12 protein-coding genes are annotated in these 14,845 nt (G+C 48.0%); 8 read left to right on the top strand and 4 right to left on the bottom strand.

The window, feature by feature from the left end:
* The first annotated feature begins 86 nt into the window (after positions 1 to 86).
* From ACO08K_RS04005 to tpiA, 8 genes are all read left to right on the top strand, one after another.
* On the top strand, positions 87 to 1,193 hold the full coding sequence (locus ACO08K_RS04005; RefSeq protein ID WP_421795109.1) for an aminotransferase class I/II-fold pyridoxal phosphate-dependent enzyme: 1,107 nt from the start codon (positions 87 to 89) through the stop codon (positions 1,191 to 1,193).
* 253 nt (positions 1,194 to 1,446) lie between these two features.
* Positions 1,447 to 2,067 carry a dethiobiotin synthase gene (bioD, locus tag ACO08K_RS04000; protein ID WP_421795108.1) on the top strand — a complete coding sequence of 207 codons (621 nt, stop codon included), beginning with the start codon at positions 1,447 to 1,449 and terminating at the stop codon, positions 2,065 to 2,067.
* Between the two features lie 150 nt (positions 2,068 to 2,217).
* Positions 2,218 to 3,471, top strand: coding sequence for an IS256 family transposase (locus tag ACO08K_RS03995; RefSeq protein ID WP_421795107.1), 1,254 nt, complete (start codon positions 2,218 to 2,220; stop codon positions 3,469 to 3,471).
* A 111-nt stretch (positions 3,472 to 3,582) separates the two neighbouring features.
* Entirely contained in the window at positions 3,583 to 4,533 is a 951-nt protein-coding gene (locus ACO08K_RS03990; RefSeq protein ID WP_421795106.1) for a hypothetical protein, read from the top strand.
* A 118-nt stretch (positions 4,534 to 4,651) separates the two neighbouring features.
* The gene (gene bioA, locus ACO08K_RS03985) at positions 4,652 to 5,962 is read left to right on the top strand and encodes an adenosylmethionine--8-amino-7-oxononanoate transaminase (RefSeq protein ID WP_421795105.1); all 1,311 of its coding nucleotides are present in this window, start codon (positions 4,652 to 4,654) and stop codon (positions 5,960 to 5,962) included.
* 46 nt (positions 5,963 to 6,008) lie between these two features.
* The gene (locus ACO08K_RS03980; protein ID WP_421795104.1) at positions 6,009 to 7,166 is read left to right on the top strand and encodes a beta-ketoacyl synthase N-terminal-like domain-containing protein; all 1,158 of its coding nucleotides are present in this window, start codon (positions 6,009 to 6,011) and stop codon (positions 7,164 to 7,166) included.
* Positions 7,167 to 7,197: 31 nt separating this feature from the next.
* Entirely contained in the window at positions 7,198 to 8,298 is a 1,101-nt protein-coding gene (gene bioB / locus ACO08K_RS03975) for a biotin synthase BioB (protein WP_421795103.1), read from the top strand.
* 135 nt (positions 8,299 to 8,433) lie between these two features.
* Positions 8,434 to 9,195, top strand: a complete 762-nt coding sequence (tpiA, locus tag ACO08K_RS03970) for a triose-phosphate isomerase (protein WP_421795102.1) — start codon at positions 8,434 to 8,436, stop codon at positions 9,193 to 9,195.
* Positions 9,196 to 9,317: 122 nt separating this feature from the next.
* Here tpiA and ACO08K_RS03965 read toward each other — a convergent pair whose 3' ends face one another.
* From ACO08K_RS03965 to ACO08K_RS03950, 4 genes are all read right to left on the bottom strand, one after another.
* Positions 9,318 to 10,202 carry a hypothetical protein gene (locus tag ACO08K_RS03965; protein WP_421795101.1) on the bottom strand — a complete coding sequence of 295 codons (885 nt, stop codon included), beginning with the start codon at positions 10,200 to 10,202 and terminating at the stop codon, positions 9,318 to 9,320.
* Between the two features lie 98 nt (positions 10,203 to 10,300).
* A complete protein-coding gene (locus tag ACO08K_RS03960; RefSeq protein ID WP_421795100.1) occupies positions 10,301 to 11,974 on the bottom strand; it encodes a GH39 family glycosyl hydrolase in 1,674 nt (557 codons plus the stop codon).
* 10 nt (positions 11,975 to 11,984) lie between these two features.
* Positions 11,985 to 12,992 (bottom strand): phosphotransferase enzyme family protein, encoded by a 1,008-nt coding sequence (locus ACO08K_RS03955; RefSeq protein WP_421795099.1) that lies wholly within the window; start codon positions 12,990 to 12,992, stop codon positions 11,985 to 11,987.
* A 222-nt stretch (positions 12,993 to 13,214) separates the two neighbouring features.
* Positions 13,215 to 14,711 carry a serine hydrolase gene (locus ACO08K_RS03950; RefSeq protein ID WP_421795098.1) on the bottom strand — a complete coding sequence of 499 codons (1,497 nt, stop codon included), beginning with the start codon at positions 14,709 to 14,711 and terminating at the stop codon, positions 13,215 to 13,217.
* Between the last annotated feature and the right edge of the window lie 134 nt (positions 14,712 to 14,845).

The raw sequence follows: 14,845 nt of genomic DNA, 5'->3' as shown, positions 1-14,845 counted from the left end.
CTTTTTACAAATGAATCAGTAAAGTTAACGCTTTGTTCAGTAGAAAGGGATTTGAGATGAAAAACGATTTCCAAATTGCTAAAAAAATGAAGACCGAGCTGTTCAACCGCGAACAGGCTAATTCATTGCGTCGTTTAACTGTGGCTCTGGATCTGGTCGATTTTTACAGCAATGATTACTTGGGCATGGCACAAAATCCGGCGGTAAAAACAGCCATCCAAAACGCTTTGGAAGAGGATGGTCCTTTGGGGGCCACTGGGTCACGCCTGATCAGCGGCAATCGGCAAGAAATGGAAGCCTTTGAGCACTTTTTGGCGACTTTTCATCACAGCGAAAAAGCACTTTTGTTCAATTCGGGTTATGCCGCCAATCAAGGCTTGTTGTCTTGTATGGCCGAGCGGCATGATACCATACTTTACGACCAGCTGATTCACGCCTCTTTGCGGGAAGGACTGAAACTGAGTTTAGCCGTTCATTATTCTTTTCGCCACAATGACTTGGAGCATTTGGAGCAAAAGTTACAAATAGCCAAAGGCCAGATTTTTGTCGTCGTAGAAAGTGTGTATTCGATGGATGGAGATGAAGCTCCTCTGATCGAAATGCTGGAGTTGTGTGAAAAATATGGGGCTGCCCTGATCGTGGATGAAGCGCACGCGACCGGGGTCTTAGGGCCGGAAGGGCGCGGATTGGTGGCTGAATTGGGCTTGGAAGCGCGGGTTTGGGCACGGATTTACACCTTTGGCAAGGCTTTAGGTGGCCACGGTGCCGCGATTTGTGGCCCGAGCTACTTAATCGACTACCTGATCAATTTTTCCAAACCCTTCATCTACACTACAGCCTTGCCCTGGCATGGTTTGGCGGGTGTTCAAGCGGCCTACCGGGAAATGCAAAAAGGAACCGAACTGAGGGCCTTGAAGCAAAATATCCGCTTTTTTACCGAACAAATGCCCGCTTCATTGCGTCCACTGTTTATTCCGAGCCGCAGTGCGATCCAGAGTTTGGTGTATCCAGGCAATTCGGCGGTGAGGGAACTGGCGAAAACGCTGCAAGACCACGGATTTGCGGTGTGGCCGATTCTGCATCCGACGGTGCCCAAAGGGCAGGAACGGCTGCGGATTTGTTTGCACAGTTTTAATACGGAAGAGCACATCCGGAAGTTGCTGGAGTTGTTGGAGAGAGGGATTAAGATTTGAAAAACATAGAGTTGGTTTGGGGATGGCTAAAGCGACATTTTGGAGCACAAAGGACACAAAGGAGGGCACAAAGAACACAAAGGTGAGATGTTGACAGGGGGCTGAATCTAGATTACGATTGAAGTCTTTAACAAGTTACAAGCGACGTCAAAGTCGCTCTCTCTGTGCCCTTTGTGCCCTCCTTTGTGTCCTTTGTGCTCCAAAATGCCGCTTTGGTTCTCCTCTGACCGATTCATCAAAAGATACGACCATCGTGAATCAATACTTTGTAACCGGCATCGGCACCGAAATCGGCAAAACCATCGTATCCGCCATCCTCACCGAGGCGCTCCACGCCGACTATTGGAAACCCATTCAATCGGGAGACCTGGACAATTCCGATTCCCTGAAAATCCAGCGCTGGGTCAGCAACCCACATACCCGCATTCATCCTGAACGTTTTCGTTTGAACATGCCCCTTTCACCCCATGCGTCCGCGGCCATTGATGGGGTGGAGATCAAAGTCCGGGATTTCCAACTGCCCGACACCTCCCGTCCGTTGATTGTAGAAGGTGCTGGTGGTTTGATGGTGCCCTTGAATCATCAGGAATCCATGCTGGACTTGATCCAACACCTGAACTTGCCCGTGATCCTGGTCAGTCGGCATTATTTAGGGAGCATTAATCATACTTTGTTAAGCTTGGAGGTGTTGCGTTCGCGGGGGATTCCGCTGGCTGGATTGTTGTACAATGGAGCAGAGAATGTGGCTTCGGAACAAGCGATTGAGGAGTTGAGCGGGGTGAAGGTATTGGGGAGAGTGGGGGAGATGGGGGAGGTTTCGGCTGAGGCGATTGCAAGGGAGGCGGAGGTGCTGCGAAGTATTTTTGAGGTTTAAAATAATTGGATATCATCTGGAAAGTAGAAATCGAGAAAAATGAAAAGAGCCACATTGGTATTCATTTTAATGCTAATTTATAAGGGGGTAATTTTGAGAGTGTTCAAAAAAGTGTGTCAAAGTTAAAGAGTAGGAATTAACTTTGAAAACATGAAAAAGGAACGGAAACAAAGACCAAGAATGGAGGACTTAATCCCGAATTCAGAAATTCGGAAAGAAGTTCTAAAAGCCTTGTACAGCGGAGAAGGATTGACAGGTCGAGACGGGATCTTCAGCCAACTACTGCAAGATATGGTGAATGCCGCTTTGGAAGGGGAAATGGATGCTCAAATATCAGAGAGCAGAGAGGAAGGTTCAAATAATCGTCGTAATGGCCACACGCAGAAGACCTTACGGAGCAAGTTTGGGCCAATAGAAGTGTCACCACCACGTGATCGGGCGGGAGAATTTGAACCGAAAGTGGTTGGCAAATGGGAGCGAGAGCTACATACAGGGTTTGATGAAATGATTTTGAGTTTGTACGGCCGGGGTCAATCGGTAGAAGATATCCGTCATCATTTGGCGGAATTGTATGGGGTTGAGTTAAGTACAGGCACGATCAGCGCGGTGACTAGCCGAGTATGGAACCGGATTGTGGAGTGGCAAAGTCGTCCCTTAAGCCCCTGTTATGCGATCATTTATTTGGATGGGATTCACTACAAAGTGAGACAGGAAGGTCGGTATGATACAAAGGTTGTGCAGACAGTATATGGAGTTGATAGCCAAGGGAGTCGTGATGTATTAGGATTATATGTAGAAGCCCATGAAGGAGCCCGAAACTGGGGCTTGGTACTGGAAGATCTCAAACGACGTGGAGTTGAAGATGTACTATTTTTCTGTGTTGATGGCCTTAAAGGCTTCAAAGAAGTGATTGAGGAAGTGTTCCCTCAAAGTATCGTGCAGCGTTGTGTGGTGCATATGATTCGGTCCTCGACTCGATTTGTTAAAGACAAGGATATCAAGGCTGTATGTGCTGATTTACGAAAGATTTATACTGCTGCTACAGAAGGGCAAGCTTTGAATGCCTTGGCTGCATTCAAAGAAAAATGGGATAAACCTTACAAAGAAATTGCCCAAAAATGGGAGGAATCCTGGAGTGAACTGATGGCTTTCATGGCGTTTAAATCCGATATTCGGCGCATGATCTATACCACTAACCCAGTGGAGGCGCTCCATCGGGTGATGCGCAAGGTCACCAAAGCCAAAGGTGCCTGGACGGATGAAAATGCCTTGACCAAGCAACTTTTTCTAGCTCTGACCACCAATGAAAAAAGCTGGAAACGGCAGGCTTATCACTGGAAAAGTGTGCAAAAGGAGTTGAGTGAGTACTTTGGGGAGCGCTTCTCCAAATGGATAGATGCTTGACAAGAAAGCCGCCTAGGGGCGGCTCCTCAGCGTCAAAAAGTAAATTGCCTCCTTTGATCGGCAATTCACTTTTTGACGCTGAGGTCAATAAAAATCTTTTGACACACTTTTTTGAACAATCCCGTAATTTTAGGCCAAACAGCCAATATTGATACAATTGGATTCTATCATAACGGAACGATTGAATACAATTGGCAGTCCCTTAAAAGAGACAAGACATTTGATGAGAAGACTTTTTTTCTTCAAGAGAAATATGCAAATGGCAACATTCACAAGGAATATTTCAGGAATAATGATTCAACATTTTTATATACTGAGTATTATGAAAACCCCGATACAACAGTGGAATACAAAAGCGCTTCCTGGGGAAAAAAGCGAGAGGGATATGTAATGGTTTCAAACCAAACAACAGGAGATACAATAGTTGTAATTAGCCCCGCAACGTATGCAGAAAGTAGATATATGGACACTTTACTACTTCCTATTAAGCAATGGACTTTCTATTACTCAAATGGGAACAAGAAAGCTGAAGGCGAATTTTTAGATGGGAAACGGCATGGCTTGTGGAAATTTTATGACGAATTCCAAAACCTAAATCAAAAGATAAAATATAATATAGGGGGAATCGAAACAATTGAACTGATCAATCGGATTGAGGAAAAATCATTTGAAATTACAGAAAAGGAAATTAATGGAATGTGGATCATTCACGATCCAGCAGCAAATGGCGGATATACCCCTAACCCCAAATTCAATGACTATAGATTTATGCATAAAATTGAAAAAATTAATGGAATTGGGGATATTTATAACTTTGTTGAAAGTGGAGAATTGGAGTATACCAAGACGAAAATAGTTAAGACTGAATATAAAGATACAGAAAAAGGGCTTTTAATAAATAGGTTATTTGACAAGGTGGAAGAATCAAAAGGAAGTTGGGTCTTAATAAATTATCACCAACTAGAAATGACGCTGGTAGGAAAAAAAGAATTATTTGAAGTGGAATACATTTCAGAAAACGAGTTGAGATTAAGGAAAATAAAAACTTCACTCGACAAATGAATGGAGTTAAGTTTGGTAAAGAATAATTTGCTCAGCCTTCCTGAAAAAATGAACTTTGTGCCCACATTTTTGCTGTCTTTAAAAGAACCCGCATGGGTCTAACCCAAACTGTTGTACCATGTCAACCCAACCCAACTGGATCACCCGCGACCGTGCCCACATCTGGCACCCCTACACCCAAATGAAAACCGCCGACGCCCCCATCGCCATTGTGGCGGGTAAAGGCGCCGAACTGTACGATGAAACGGGCAAGGTCTATATCGATGCCGTAGCCTCCTGGTGGACCAATATCCACGGCCACGCCCATCCTTACATGGCCGAAAAACTGGCCGAGCAAGCCCACAAACTCGAACACGTCATCTTTGCGGGCTTCACCCACCCAAGCGCGATTGAGCTGGCCGAACGATTGTTGCCCCTGCTGCCGGAAGGACAAAGCAAGGTTTTTTTCTCCGACAATGGGTCCACTGCCGTAGAAGTCGGCATCAAAATGGCGATTCAATACTTTTACAATCAAGGCATCACCCGCAAAAAAGTCATCGCTTTTGATTTGGCCTACCATGGAGATACCTTTGGGACCATGTCGGTGGGAGGCGATTTGTCTTTTTATGATGCCTTTCAGGATTTTTTGTACATGGTCGAACGTATTCCTACGCCCGTCCCCGGTCAGGAGGCGGCCTGTCTGCAAGCCCTGGAAGCCCATTTGCAAAAAGGCGACGTAGCCGCTTTTATATTCGAGCCCCTGGTTTTGGGGGCAGGTGGGATGTTGATGTACTCCCCGGAGGTGTTGGATCAATTGATGGCCTTGTGCAAAAAATACGGTGCGCTGTGCGTGGCGGACGAAGTGATGACCGGATTTGGCCGGACGGGCAAACTGTTTGCCACCCTGCACTGTACCGAAAAACCAGACATCATCGCCCTCTCCAAAGGCCTGACGGGCGGCATGTTGCCCATGGCACTGACCACCTGTACCGAAGCAATTTACCAGGCTTTTTATTCCGACGACAAAATGAAAGCCCTCTACCACGGCCATTCTTTTACCGGTAACCCACTCGGCTGCGCCGTGGCCCTGGCGAGTTTGGATATTTTACTGTCGGAAGAAACCCAGCAAAACATCCAGCGTTTGGTGCAACGCCAGGCTGCTTTTTTGGCAAAAATAAAAGACCACCAACAGGTACTCAACATCCGCCAAACCGGTACCATTCTCGCCATCGAATTTAAGACCGAAAGCAACAGCGGTTATTTTAATAATTTAAGAGACCATTTGTACCGATTTTTCCTTCAGCATGGCTTAATTTTGCGGCCTTTGGGAAATGTGGTGTACGTTCTGCCGCCTTATTGCATCACCGATGTCCAACTGGATCAGGTGTATGCTGCGATAGAAAAAGCCCTTGATTTCGGAATGGGGATTTCGGATTTCGGAAATGCCTGAATCTGAAAAACCTCCGAAATCCGAAATCTGTAATCCGAAATCATAAATGGTGAGCAAAATCGGCATAACCGGCTGGGGCAGTATTTCCGCTTTGGGTTTTGATCCCTGGAGCAGCTATCTACAAACAGCACGGCATTACCTGGTACAAGACGCTTATGGGCACTGGATGGGCCGCCTGCCTGTTGCAGCAGAGTCCAGAATCATTAAATTGTGTGCCAGCGATAAACACTATTTTCAGGTGGATCGATCGGTACTGTTGGCCATTACTGCGGCGCAACAAGCAGTTGCCCGAGCGGGTTGGCAGGCTGGCCCTGGTTTGGGCATTCAAATTGGTTCCTCGCGTGGCGCAACCAACACATGGGAGCATTACCACCAGCAATGGGAAGGTGGCATCGAAGGTGGCCTTTCTCCGATGACGTCCCCATTGACCACTTTAGGCAACCTCTCCTCTTGGGTGGGTTATCACTTGCGCAGCGGAGATATGGTGGCCGAACACTCGGTTACCTGTAGCACCGCCCTGCATGGCATCCTGAGTGGAATGACCTGGCTGGAAAGTGGCCGGGTACAACGTTATCTGGCTGGTGGTACCGAAGCACCTTTAACTCCATTCACCATCGCCCAAATGAAAGCCTTGCGCATCATGGCCGGAGTGGATGATTACGATTATCCGGTGCGTTCTCTGGATCTGGAAAAAACGGCGAACACCATGGCCTTGGGCGAAGGCGCAGCCTGTTTTTGTATGGAAAAAGACCCCGCAGCGGCCATCGCCTGGATTGAAGGCATTGGCTTTACCACCGAATGGGGCGGTACTCCAACCAATGTCACCAAAAATGCGGACGGCCTGCAACGCGCCATGCGCATGGCCTGGGAAGAGGCCGGTTGCCCCAAAGTGGATGTGGTAGTCACTCACGCTCCCGGCACCAAACAAGGGGATGCTACCGAAATGCACGCCATTCAGGCGGTATTTGGCCACGATATGCCCGCAGTGACCAACAACAAATGGAAATTGGGTCATACCTTGGGCGCGTCGGGCGGCCTGAGTTTGGAATTTGCCTTGTTGATGTTAATCCACGGTCAATTTATTGGAATTCCCTATCTTGCCGCCGCTACCACGGAAATCCCGGCACCCGAAACCATATTGGTCAATGCCCAGGGTTTTGGTGGGAATTCGGTCAGCATTTTGCTGCGTAAAGGGAATAAATAGTTGGTAAAGTTTTATCAATAAAAACTCAAACATGGCTGAAACACAAAAGCACTGGACTTTAGAAGAGATCCTGGAAGTTTATCATACTCCTTTGTTGGAACTGGTTTTTCAGGCGGCTACTGTGCACCGCCAACACCACAATCCACGCGAAGTGCAGATCAGCACTTTGGTTTCGGTAAAAACGGGTGGCTGCCCCGAAGATTGTGGCTATTGCCCGCAGGCTGCCCGCTACCATACTGGCGTTGGAAATGAACCCATGATGACGGTTGATTCCGTTCGTTCCGCAGCCCTTCAGGCCCAGGCGATTGGTGCTTCCCGCTTGTGTATGGGCGCAGCCTGGCGTTCGGTTAAGGACGATGCCGATTTTGACCATGTCATTGAATTGGTCAAAACCGTTCGTGGCCTGGACATGGAAGTATGTTGTACCCTGGGTATGCTCAACGAGCACCAGGCCAAACGCCTCGCCAATGCAGGCCTGTACGCCTACAACCACAACCTCGATACTTCCGAAGAATATTACGACGACATCATTTCTACCCGCAGCTATGACGATCGCCTCAAAACCCTTTCCAATGTGCGCAAGGCCAACCTCTCAGTTTGCTCAGGTGGCATCATTGGCATGGGGGAATCGGTTGAAGACCGCTGCAAGATGCTGTTGACGCTGTCACAGCTTAACCCCATTCCCGAGTCAGTACCCGTCAATGCCCTGGTTGCAGTTGAAGGCACCCCGATGGAAGACATCGAACCGATCCCGATGTGGGACATCATTAGAATGGTGGCTACCACCCGGATTGTGATGCCGCAAACTACAGTGCGTTTGTCGGCTGGTCGTACCGAAATGAGCCAGGAAGGGCAGGCACTTTGCTTTATGGCTGGCGCAGGCTCTATTTTTGCTGGCGAAAAACTGCTCACTACCCCAAATCCAGATGCTTACGAGGACATGGACATGTTCAATGCCCTGGGTTTATTGCCCAAACGCCCCTTTGCCGATGGTTTTGTGCCTGAAATCAAAGAAGAAGAGGTGGCAGTTGCCGAAGAAATCAAATGGTCGCGCCCCGGCCACCGCATCGAAGCCAATGTGAAGTATGCGGAAATGGGTAAGGAAAAACGTAAAACCGAAAAAACGTTGTAGTGGCGCCCCTTTGTGGGCGCCCACAAAATGGCACCCATAAGGGTTTCCCATCAAAATAAATTTAGTCAAGGGTAGTCACATAGGGCCGCCCCAACAAAGGCAGCCACATAGGGCTGCCCCAACAACCCGGATAACATGAAAACACGTCAACAAATCGTTGCTGGCAACTGGAAGATGAACAAAACTTACGGCGAAGGCCGTGAGCTGGCAACCGAAATTGTAGCACGCCTGAAACCTTCCGATACGAAGGTGGTGCTTTGTACCCCTTTTATTCACTTGGCCATGGTCCAGGACCTGATCAATGGTGTCAGCAATTTGTACACTAGTGCCCAAAACTGCCACCAGGAGGACAAGGGTGCCTACACTGGGGAAATTTCAGTGGAAATGCTGAAATCAGTTGGAGTGGGCTACGTCATTTTGGGCCACTCTGAGCGCCGCGAATACTTTGCGGAGTCCGATGAACTGCTGGCCAAAAAAGTAGATAAAGTACTCGCAGGTGGTTTGTTACCCATCTTTTGCTGCGGTGAAAGCCTGGACATTCGTGATGCGGGCACCCATATCGCCCACGTAGAAGCACAAATCAAAGCGGGTTTGTTCCACCTGAGTGCCGAAGATTTTGCCAAGGTAGTGATAGCCTACGAACCCATTTGGGCCATTGGAACCGGACGTACCGCTTCTCCAGAACAGGCTCAGGACATGCATGCAGCCATTCGTGCCCTGCTGGCCAGCAAATATGGTGCTGCAGCTGCCAATGCTACAACCATCCTTTATGGGGGTAGTGTAAATGGTGGCAATGCAGCCGTACTTTTTGCTCAACCCGACGTGGACGGCGGCCTGGTAGGCGGCGCTTCCTTAAAGGCGGAGGAGTTTATTACGATTGTGGAGGCGACGAAGTAAGGAAAAAGTTGAGAAGTTTAGGAGTTGAGAAGTTGAGGCTACCGCAGCGATTTAGACAAAGTTCTTATACAAGTCGCTGCGGTAGCCTCAACTCCTCAACCTCTCAACTTCTCAACTACCCCTCACTTCATCTTCCGATTCAACGCAAAACTAAAATTCTCATCCCCCACCATCATTCGCTGCTGTTTATCCAAAAAGAACAGCACATTGTCATCTCCCACCAAAAATTGCAAGGCCTCATCCTTTTTGTCGTCTGGATTAAGGTGATAAATCACCGTTTCCCCTTTTTGTTCGATTGACCAGGTACCCGTGATCGGCTGAGCCCGGCGGAAGATTCTGATCGCCGTATAAGTCGTCGGTTTCAAGGTCACGGAATCGCGATACAAGGTGAATCGCCATTTCAATTTGATGCACTCATCGCTTACCGGAATGGCGTATTCATTGGCCAATTCAGTACAAGGCGTTCTTCCATCAAAAACTGCCACGTAAGGCGTTGCTTTGGTCAGGGTAGCCGTGGCCAAAGTAGGAAATGCTGCTTTTTGACGAGTCGGATTTTTGCGGTTCAACGAATAACTCCAGCCACCATTGCCCACCATCAGTTGTTGATCGGGGCCGAGTAAATGAAAGAGGTTTTCATTGAGTTTGAGTAGAGAAAGTCGAAGGCCGGAATTGCCAGTACTCAACTGGTAGATATCCCCTTTGGGCACTGAGCTTTTTTGTGTGCTGAAAGTTCCTTTGATTTCCTGGTGGTATTCTATCACAAAGCCCATTGTATTGGGCTTACTTTCACCATATTTGATGTTCAATTCAAAGGAATTATTGGGTGTCAGGACCAAATTCCAACGGATAAAATCAATGACCCCACTTTCCTTGATTTGAAGCATAGTCTTCATCGCCTCATCACAAGGTGTGCTTGCCTGGAGTTCAATGGCGGTATCGTCTTTGTGGGAATCCTGAGCATTTAATAAGCCAAGGCTACCTATCAATAACAACAATAAAGTTCTCATAGACCTGATTTTAAGTTGAACTATGCCTAAAGTAAGGTTTTTTGATCAGCCCAAATGAATAGGAGATCAACGACCAAATCCGGGATAGCAACAACAGTTTACCAGTCAAATTTTAACAGCGAAACGCCCTGCCTTGGCAATTCAATCTCCATCTTTAATGCTCCATTGTTGGTTTTTACATAAGCGGGCGAACTCAACAGCGTCAATTGTCCAGCCTTTTCCAAAATGGCAATTTGCTCCGCAGTCGGATTTTCCGGTGAGCCCATTTTTTTCCACACCTCATAGGAATTGCTGTTTTCATCGTCGATGCGGTAATGGTGCAGGTTGAGGGTTTTGGCAGTAAAACCCTTCAGGTTGAGCTCGATGCTGGCACTGCCTGTTTTTACATCATCATCGTGGTAATGCCAGAGCATCACCGCAACTGAGCGCAGGTCTTTACTGGCAATCCCATCGATATCGGCTTTGGGGCCACGTACACTGGAATCCCGAATGGCGGTATAGCTATAGTTTTGGTTGCCTTTTACTTCTACCCGTTTGCCTTTCATCAGGGCGAACATGCGGAAGACGTTCAGCACCGGTTTGTCGATGCCATTGGTGGCCAAATCGCGGAAACCATAGAAATAAGGCTGGTTTTCAAACTCAAAAGACCAACTCACTGCCCCTCTCAAATTCACCTTGAAATGATCTGCCAGTGCGTATTTGCGGGCAAAAGAAGCGGCGGTGTAGCTGGAATACATAGTGCCGTTGCGGTAGGCATTTGAAGGATTGGTTTTCATGCCACAAGCCGCGCAACCCTCGGGGTCCGACTCGCCAATGATGATGGGTAAACTTTTGAGGGTAGGGTAGGAGGCCACAATGCGGAAACCTTCGGAAATGTCGCGCAGTTGGGTGCCCATGTTCATTTGTACGTGCCCATCCACTATTTTGGGCGCACCTTTGGCGTGGAAGGTGATGAAATCAAGGGGAGCCCCAATTTTTCCAGTCGCATAATTTTTACCGGAAACACAATGGGTGAGGAAGGTTTTTAAAAAATCAGCCGCCTTGTTCCAGCTCGGCCCGGTTGTTTCTGGGCCACCCATGCGGATGGTCGGTAAAGCTCTTTTGGCTGCATCAGCGGTGTAGTCGTACAACTTGCAGTATTCTTCCACCGTGCCTTTCCAATAGCCAATGTTGGGTTCGTTCCAGAGTTCCCAGTACCAGCTTTCTACCTCGGCTTTACCATAACGTTCCACCGCGTGTTTCACCCAGGTGTAGACCAGGTCGGCCCATTTTTTGTAGTCTTTAGGTGGGTAAGCCCAACCCGTGTACACTTTATCGTAAGGCATGCCGGGCTGCCAGTGGTGCTCGTAGGGCTGGGGATTGGTTGACAGGGCTTCGGGCATGAAGCTGAATTGCGCCATCGGTTTGATGCCCCTTTGGAGGTAGGTGTCGAAAATTTTGTCGAGGATGGTAAAATCGTAAATGGGCTTGCCATTGGCATCTTCGGTATAGACGTTGGTAGAACCCCACTTGAGGTTCATGGTATCGTGACCAGAAGTGAGCAGGTTGTGTGCGCGAAAATAAACGGGCACCGGGCTCATCGCGCTGAGTTCACTGAGGAGTTTTTTCCCGTCGCGCATGTAGGCATAGTTGGGTTCGTCGGCCCCAAACCAGGCCCAAAAAGGATGCATCTCCCCAATCTCTTTGTTGAGGTCGACGTTGATGATGGTTTTTTGAGCAAAAACAAATTGGGCAGCTCCAAGGAGCAGGCAGTAAAGGATAAACTTTTTCATCCCAAAGGAATTAGATGGCTAATGAATTTTGTTTGTTCGTACTATAACGCTCAAAATAACTCTTTACCAGGACATTGATGAAACGTTTGAGGTAGGCTTCGTTAAAAAAACTGTTGGACCAGTTTTCAAAACGTTGACTTTGAATGCCCAAATAGAAAAAATAAAGGCAAACGCCCAGCATAGGTAGCACCCGTTTTTCTTCAGCACTGAGTGGGGTAACGGATTCGTAACCCTGAATAAAACTTTGCACTTTGGGCAAACATTCGGGCTTGTCTCTTTCCACACTGTGCACTTGCAAAACATAATAAGCTACATCCAGACACAAGCAACCATTACCACAAAAATCAAAGTCAAAAATGGTGACTTCGCCCGTTTTGCTGATGTTCAGGTTGTCAAACCAGATGTCCAGGTGAACGGCTCCGGTACGCAATTCTTCCTCTTGAATATTGGCCAGGTAATCGAGCAGGTATTTTTGGGTGCTTTTTATGAAGTCTGTTTCGGCGCAGTCAGCGGGTAAAAAGGGCAGGAACTTGGCTGTGGAATTGACCAATAAAACCTCGGCATTGTAGCTAATCCGTTCCAGCTTAAAATTCTGCGTCACCTGATGCAGGCGAGCCATGATGGCCCCAATAGCATAATGGGTTTCGACTGAAAAGTTGTGCAGTTTTTCCCCCTCTGCATAGGAAAAAAGTACCCCAAATCTTTCCCCCTCAGGAGCGTGCAAGGTTTGGATGTATTCCCCTTCGGCATCGGGTATTGGATGGGAAATGGGGATTTGAGCATCGCGGAGGGCGGTCAGCAAACGGATTTCCTCAAGGATTTCCAGACGAGATCGCCAATTCAAGCTGTACACCCGAAAAATCCATTTGCGGCTTTGATCCTTTACGAAGTAAGTATGATTGATCCCAGCTTTGATCAATTGACAGGTACTACCTGGACTCAAATTGTATTTTTTACACAAAAAAACACCTAGCGCCTCCCCATTGAGGATGGAGCTGGATACGGGAAATGTTTGCATGGGTGCAGTTTGATTAAATAGACTTGAGGTAAATTGAAAATCAAGAATTTGTACACAAATCTAGAGCCCCTCCTCGAAAGTTTTGGACTTTCGAGGAGGTCGAGCAAAGCACTGTTTCGTTGCTTAACCTCGGATTGTAGAGACGCACGGCCGTGCGTCTCTACTTTCGGGGAGGGGTTTCAGATCGTGCATACGCCTTTTAGTTATTGGGTAAGTAAATTATCACAAGTCTGACCGAGTAAACTCCATCCCCTCATAAGTCAACTTCTCCACCTTGCCCTCTACATTCAAGCTGAATGTGCCCATAGCAGTTCCATACCAATCCTGGGTGTAAGGCCCACGGAAGGTATCATAATGCCAGTGGTTTAGTTTGGCGCTGACAAATTGATTGAGGGTAATCAGCAGTTTGTTGCCCTCTAGAGCCACCACTGCTTCGCCGTAAAGGGGATGAGTGTATTTCCCTACGTAGTCCGCCAATGGTTTGCTAGGTTGAGTATTGAGCGTTTGTTTGGCCTTGAAGGCAGCCTCTTCCTTGTCCGCTTGATCTTGAATTCCTTTGTAGAGGGTCAAAAACTCCGCATTCCAATCGCGATTGCCTCCTAGAGAAAAGAGGTCGAAAGCTTTGTAAACCAAGGCGTGGCGCACTTCGGTGTGGTCAAAATTCCCAAAAATGTAAATACCCAGTTTCGCTTCAGGCAATTGGGCGTGCATGGCAATTTCACCCGCCAGACTCCCGGTATGGTAATTGATTTTTTTGCCCTTGTAATCGTGTTGGAACCAACCCAGGCCATAAGTCGTCCAGTTGGGTTTTATCAATTGCATAGTGGGGTAAAATTGCCCAGCCGGAACCAGCACCTGCGGGCGAAACAACTCCACCCAGGTATCGGGTTCTATAAGGCGGCCCCCGGCGTATTTGCTGCTGTCCAGCATACAGATCATCCACTTGCTCATGTCGTCGATGCAGGAGTGGACACTGCCAGCCGGGCCAATCTGGTCAGCGCTAGTGGCTTCAATTACTTTGATGGCGCCATTGACCCGGAAATGGGGTTTGGACAAATTGCTGGTGGGTGTGCTTTTCAGGGTTGGGTAGGTGTTGTTCATGCCCAGCGGCTTGAAAATTCGGGCCTGGATGAATGCCTCCCATTTTTGTCCACTGAGTTTTTCAATCACTTTACCTGCCGCCAGGTAAAAAATATTCTGGTAGATGAAACTGGCCCGCAGCGGGTAACTGGGCACCACCTGCTGCATTTTGCGCAGCACTTCATCGCCCGACACATCCATGATGCTCCACAAAAAATCGGCATTGCCTACGCCGCTGTTGTGGGTGAACAGGTCGCGGATTTTGAGGTCGCGGGTCACGTAAGGATCGTAGAGCAGGAATTCGGGCAGGTGTTTGCTGACTGGGTCATCCCAGGTGGCTTTGCCTTCATCGATGAGTATGGCCATACACACGGCGGTCATGGCTTTGGTGGTGGAGGCGCAGGCGAATTGGGTTTGGGTGTTTACCATATTCGTGGTGCCAAGCTGCCGGACGCCGTAGGCTTTTTTGAAAAGGATTTGTCCGTCTTTTACCACGGCTACGGCCATGCCGGGCATTTGCCAACTTTGCATGGCTTTTTCGGCGTAGCTGTCGAAGGCTTGGGTTTGTTGGCTTAGGTTTTGGGCAAAAAGGGACAAGGCCCCAACGAGGAGGCAAAGCAGTGTGATTGTTTTTTTCATACCTGATTTATGGATCGTTAGTAAAAGTTTAGTTGATTAGGTGTAACTATTTAGCAGCCGCCTGCGGCGGTTTTTTATTTTATACCACGAAGACACTAAGGCACAAAGACATTAAGCGCTAAAATGTTGTTTCT

It is taken from the genome of Haliscomenobacter sp. (genome assembly GCF_965225875.1).
GTDB lineage: Bacteria > Bacteroidota > Bacteroidia > Chitinophagales > Saprospiraceae > Haliscomenobacter.
This window is presented reverse-complemented; position numbering and strand designations above follow the sequence as displayed.

What these genes read in the sequence shown, in the direction of transcription:
- ACO08K_RS04005 (WP_421795109.1), top strand. Translation starts at nt 87, where the DNA reads ATGAAGACCGAGCTGTTCAACCGCGAACAGGCTAATTCATTGCGTCGT.
- ACO08K_RS03995 (WP_421795107.1), top strand. Translation starts at nt 2,218, where the DNA reads ATGAAAAAGGAACGGAAACAAAGACCAAGAATGGAGGACTTAATCCCG.
- bioA (WP_421795105.1), top strand. Translation starts at nt 4,652, where the DNA reads ATGTCAACCCAACCCAACTGGATCACCCGCGACCGTGCCCACATCTGG.
- ACO08K_RS03980 (WP_421795104.1), top strand. Translation starts at nt 6,009, where the DNA reads ATGGTGAGCAAAATCGGCATAACCGGCTGGGGCAGTATTTCCGCTTTG.
- bioB (WP_421795103.1), top strand. Translation starts at nt 7,198, where the DNA reads ATGGCTGAAACACAAAAGCACTGGACTTTAGAAGAGATCCTGGAAGTT.
- tpiA (WP_421795102.1), top strand. Translation starts at nt 8,434, where the DNA reads ATGAAAACACGTCAACAAATCGTTGCTGGCAACTGGAAGATGAACAAA.
- ACO08K_RS03965 (WP_421795101.1), bottom strand. Translation starts at nt 10,202, where the DNA reads ATGAGAACTTTATTGTTGTTATTGATAGGTAGCCTTGGCTTATTAAAT.
- ACO08K_RS03960 (WP_421795100.1), bottom strand. Translation starts at nt 11,974, where the DNA reads ATGAAAAAGTTTATCCTTTACTGCCTGCTCCTTGGAGCTGCCCAATTT.
- ACO08K_RS03955 (WP_421795099.1), bottom strand. Translation starts at nt 12,992, where the DNA reads ATGCAAACATTTCCCGTATCCAGCTCCATCCTCAATGGGGAGGCGCTA.
- ACO08K_RS03950 (WP_421795098.1), bottom strand. Translation starts at nt 14,711, where the DNA reads ATGAAAAAAACAATCACACTGCTTTGCCTCCTCGTTGGGGCCTTGTCC.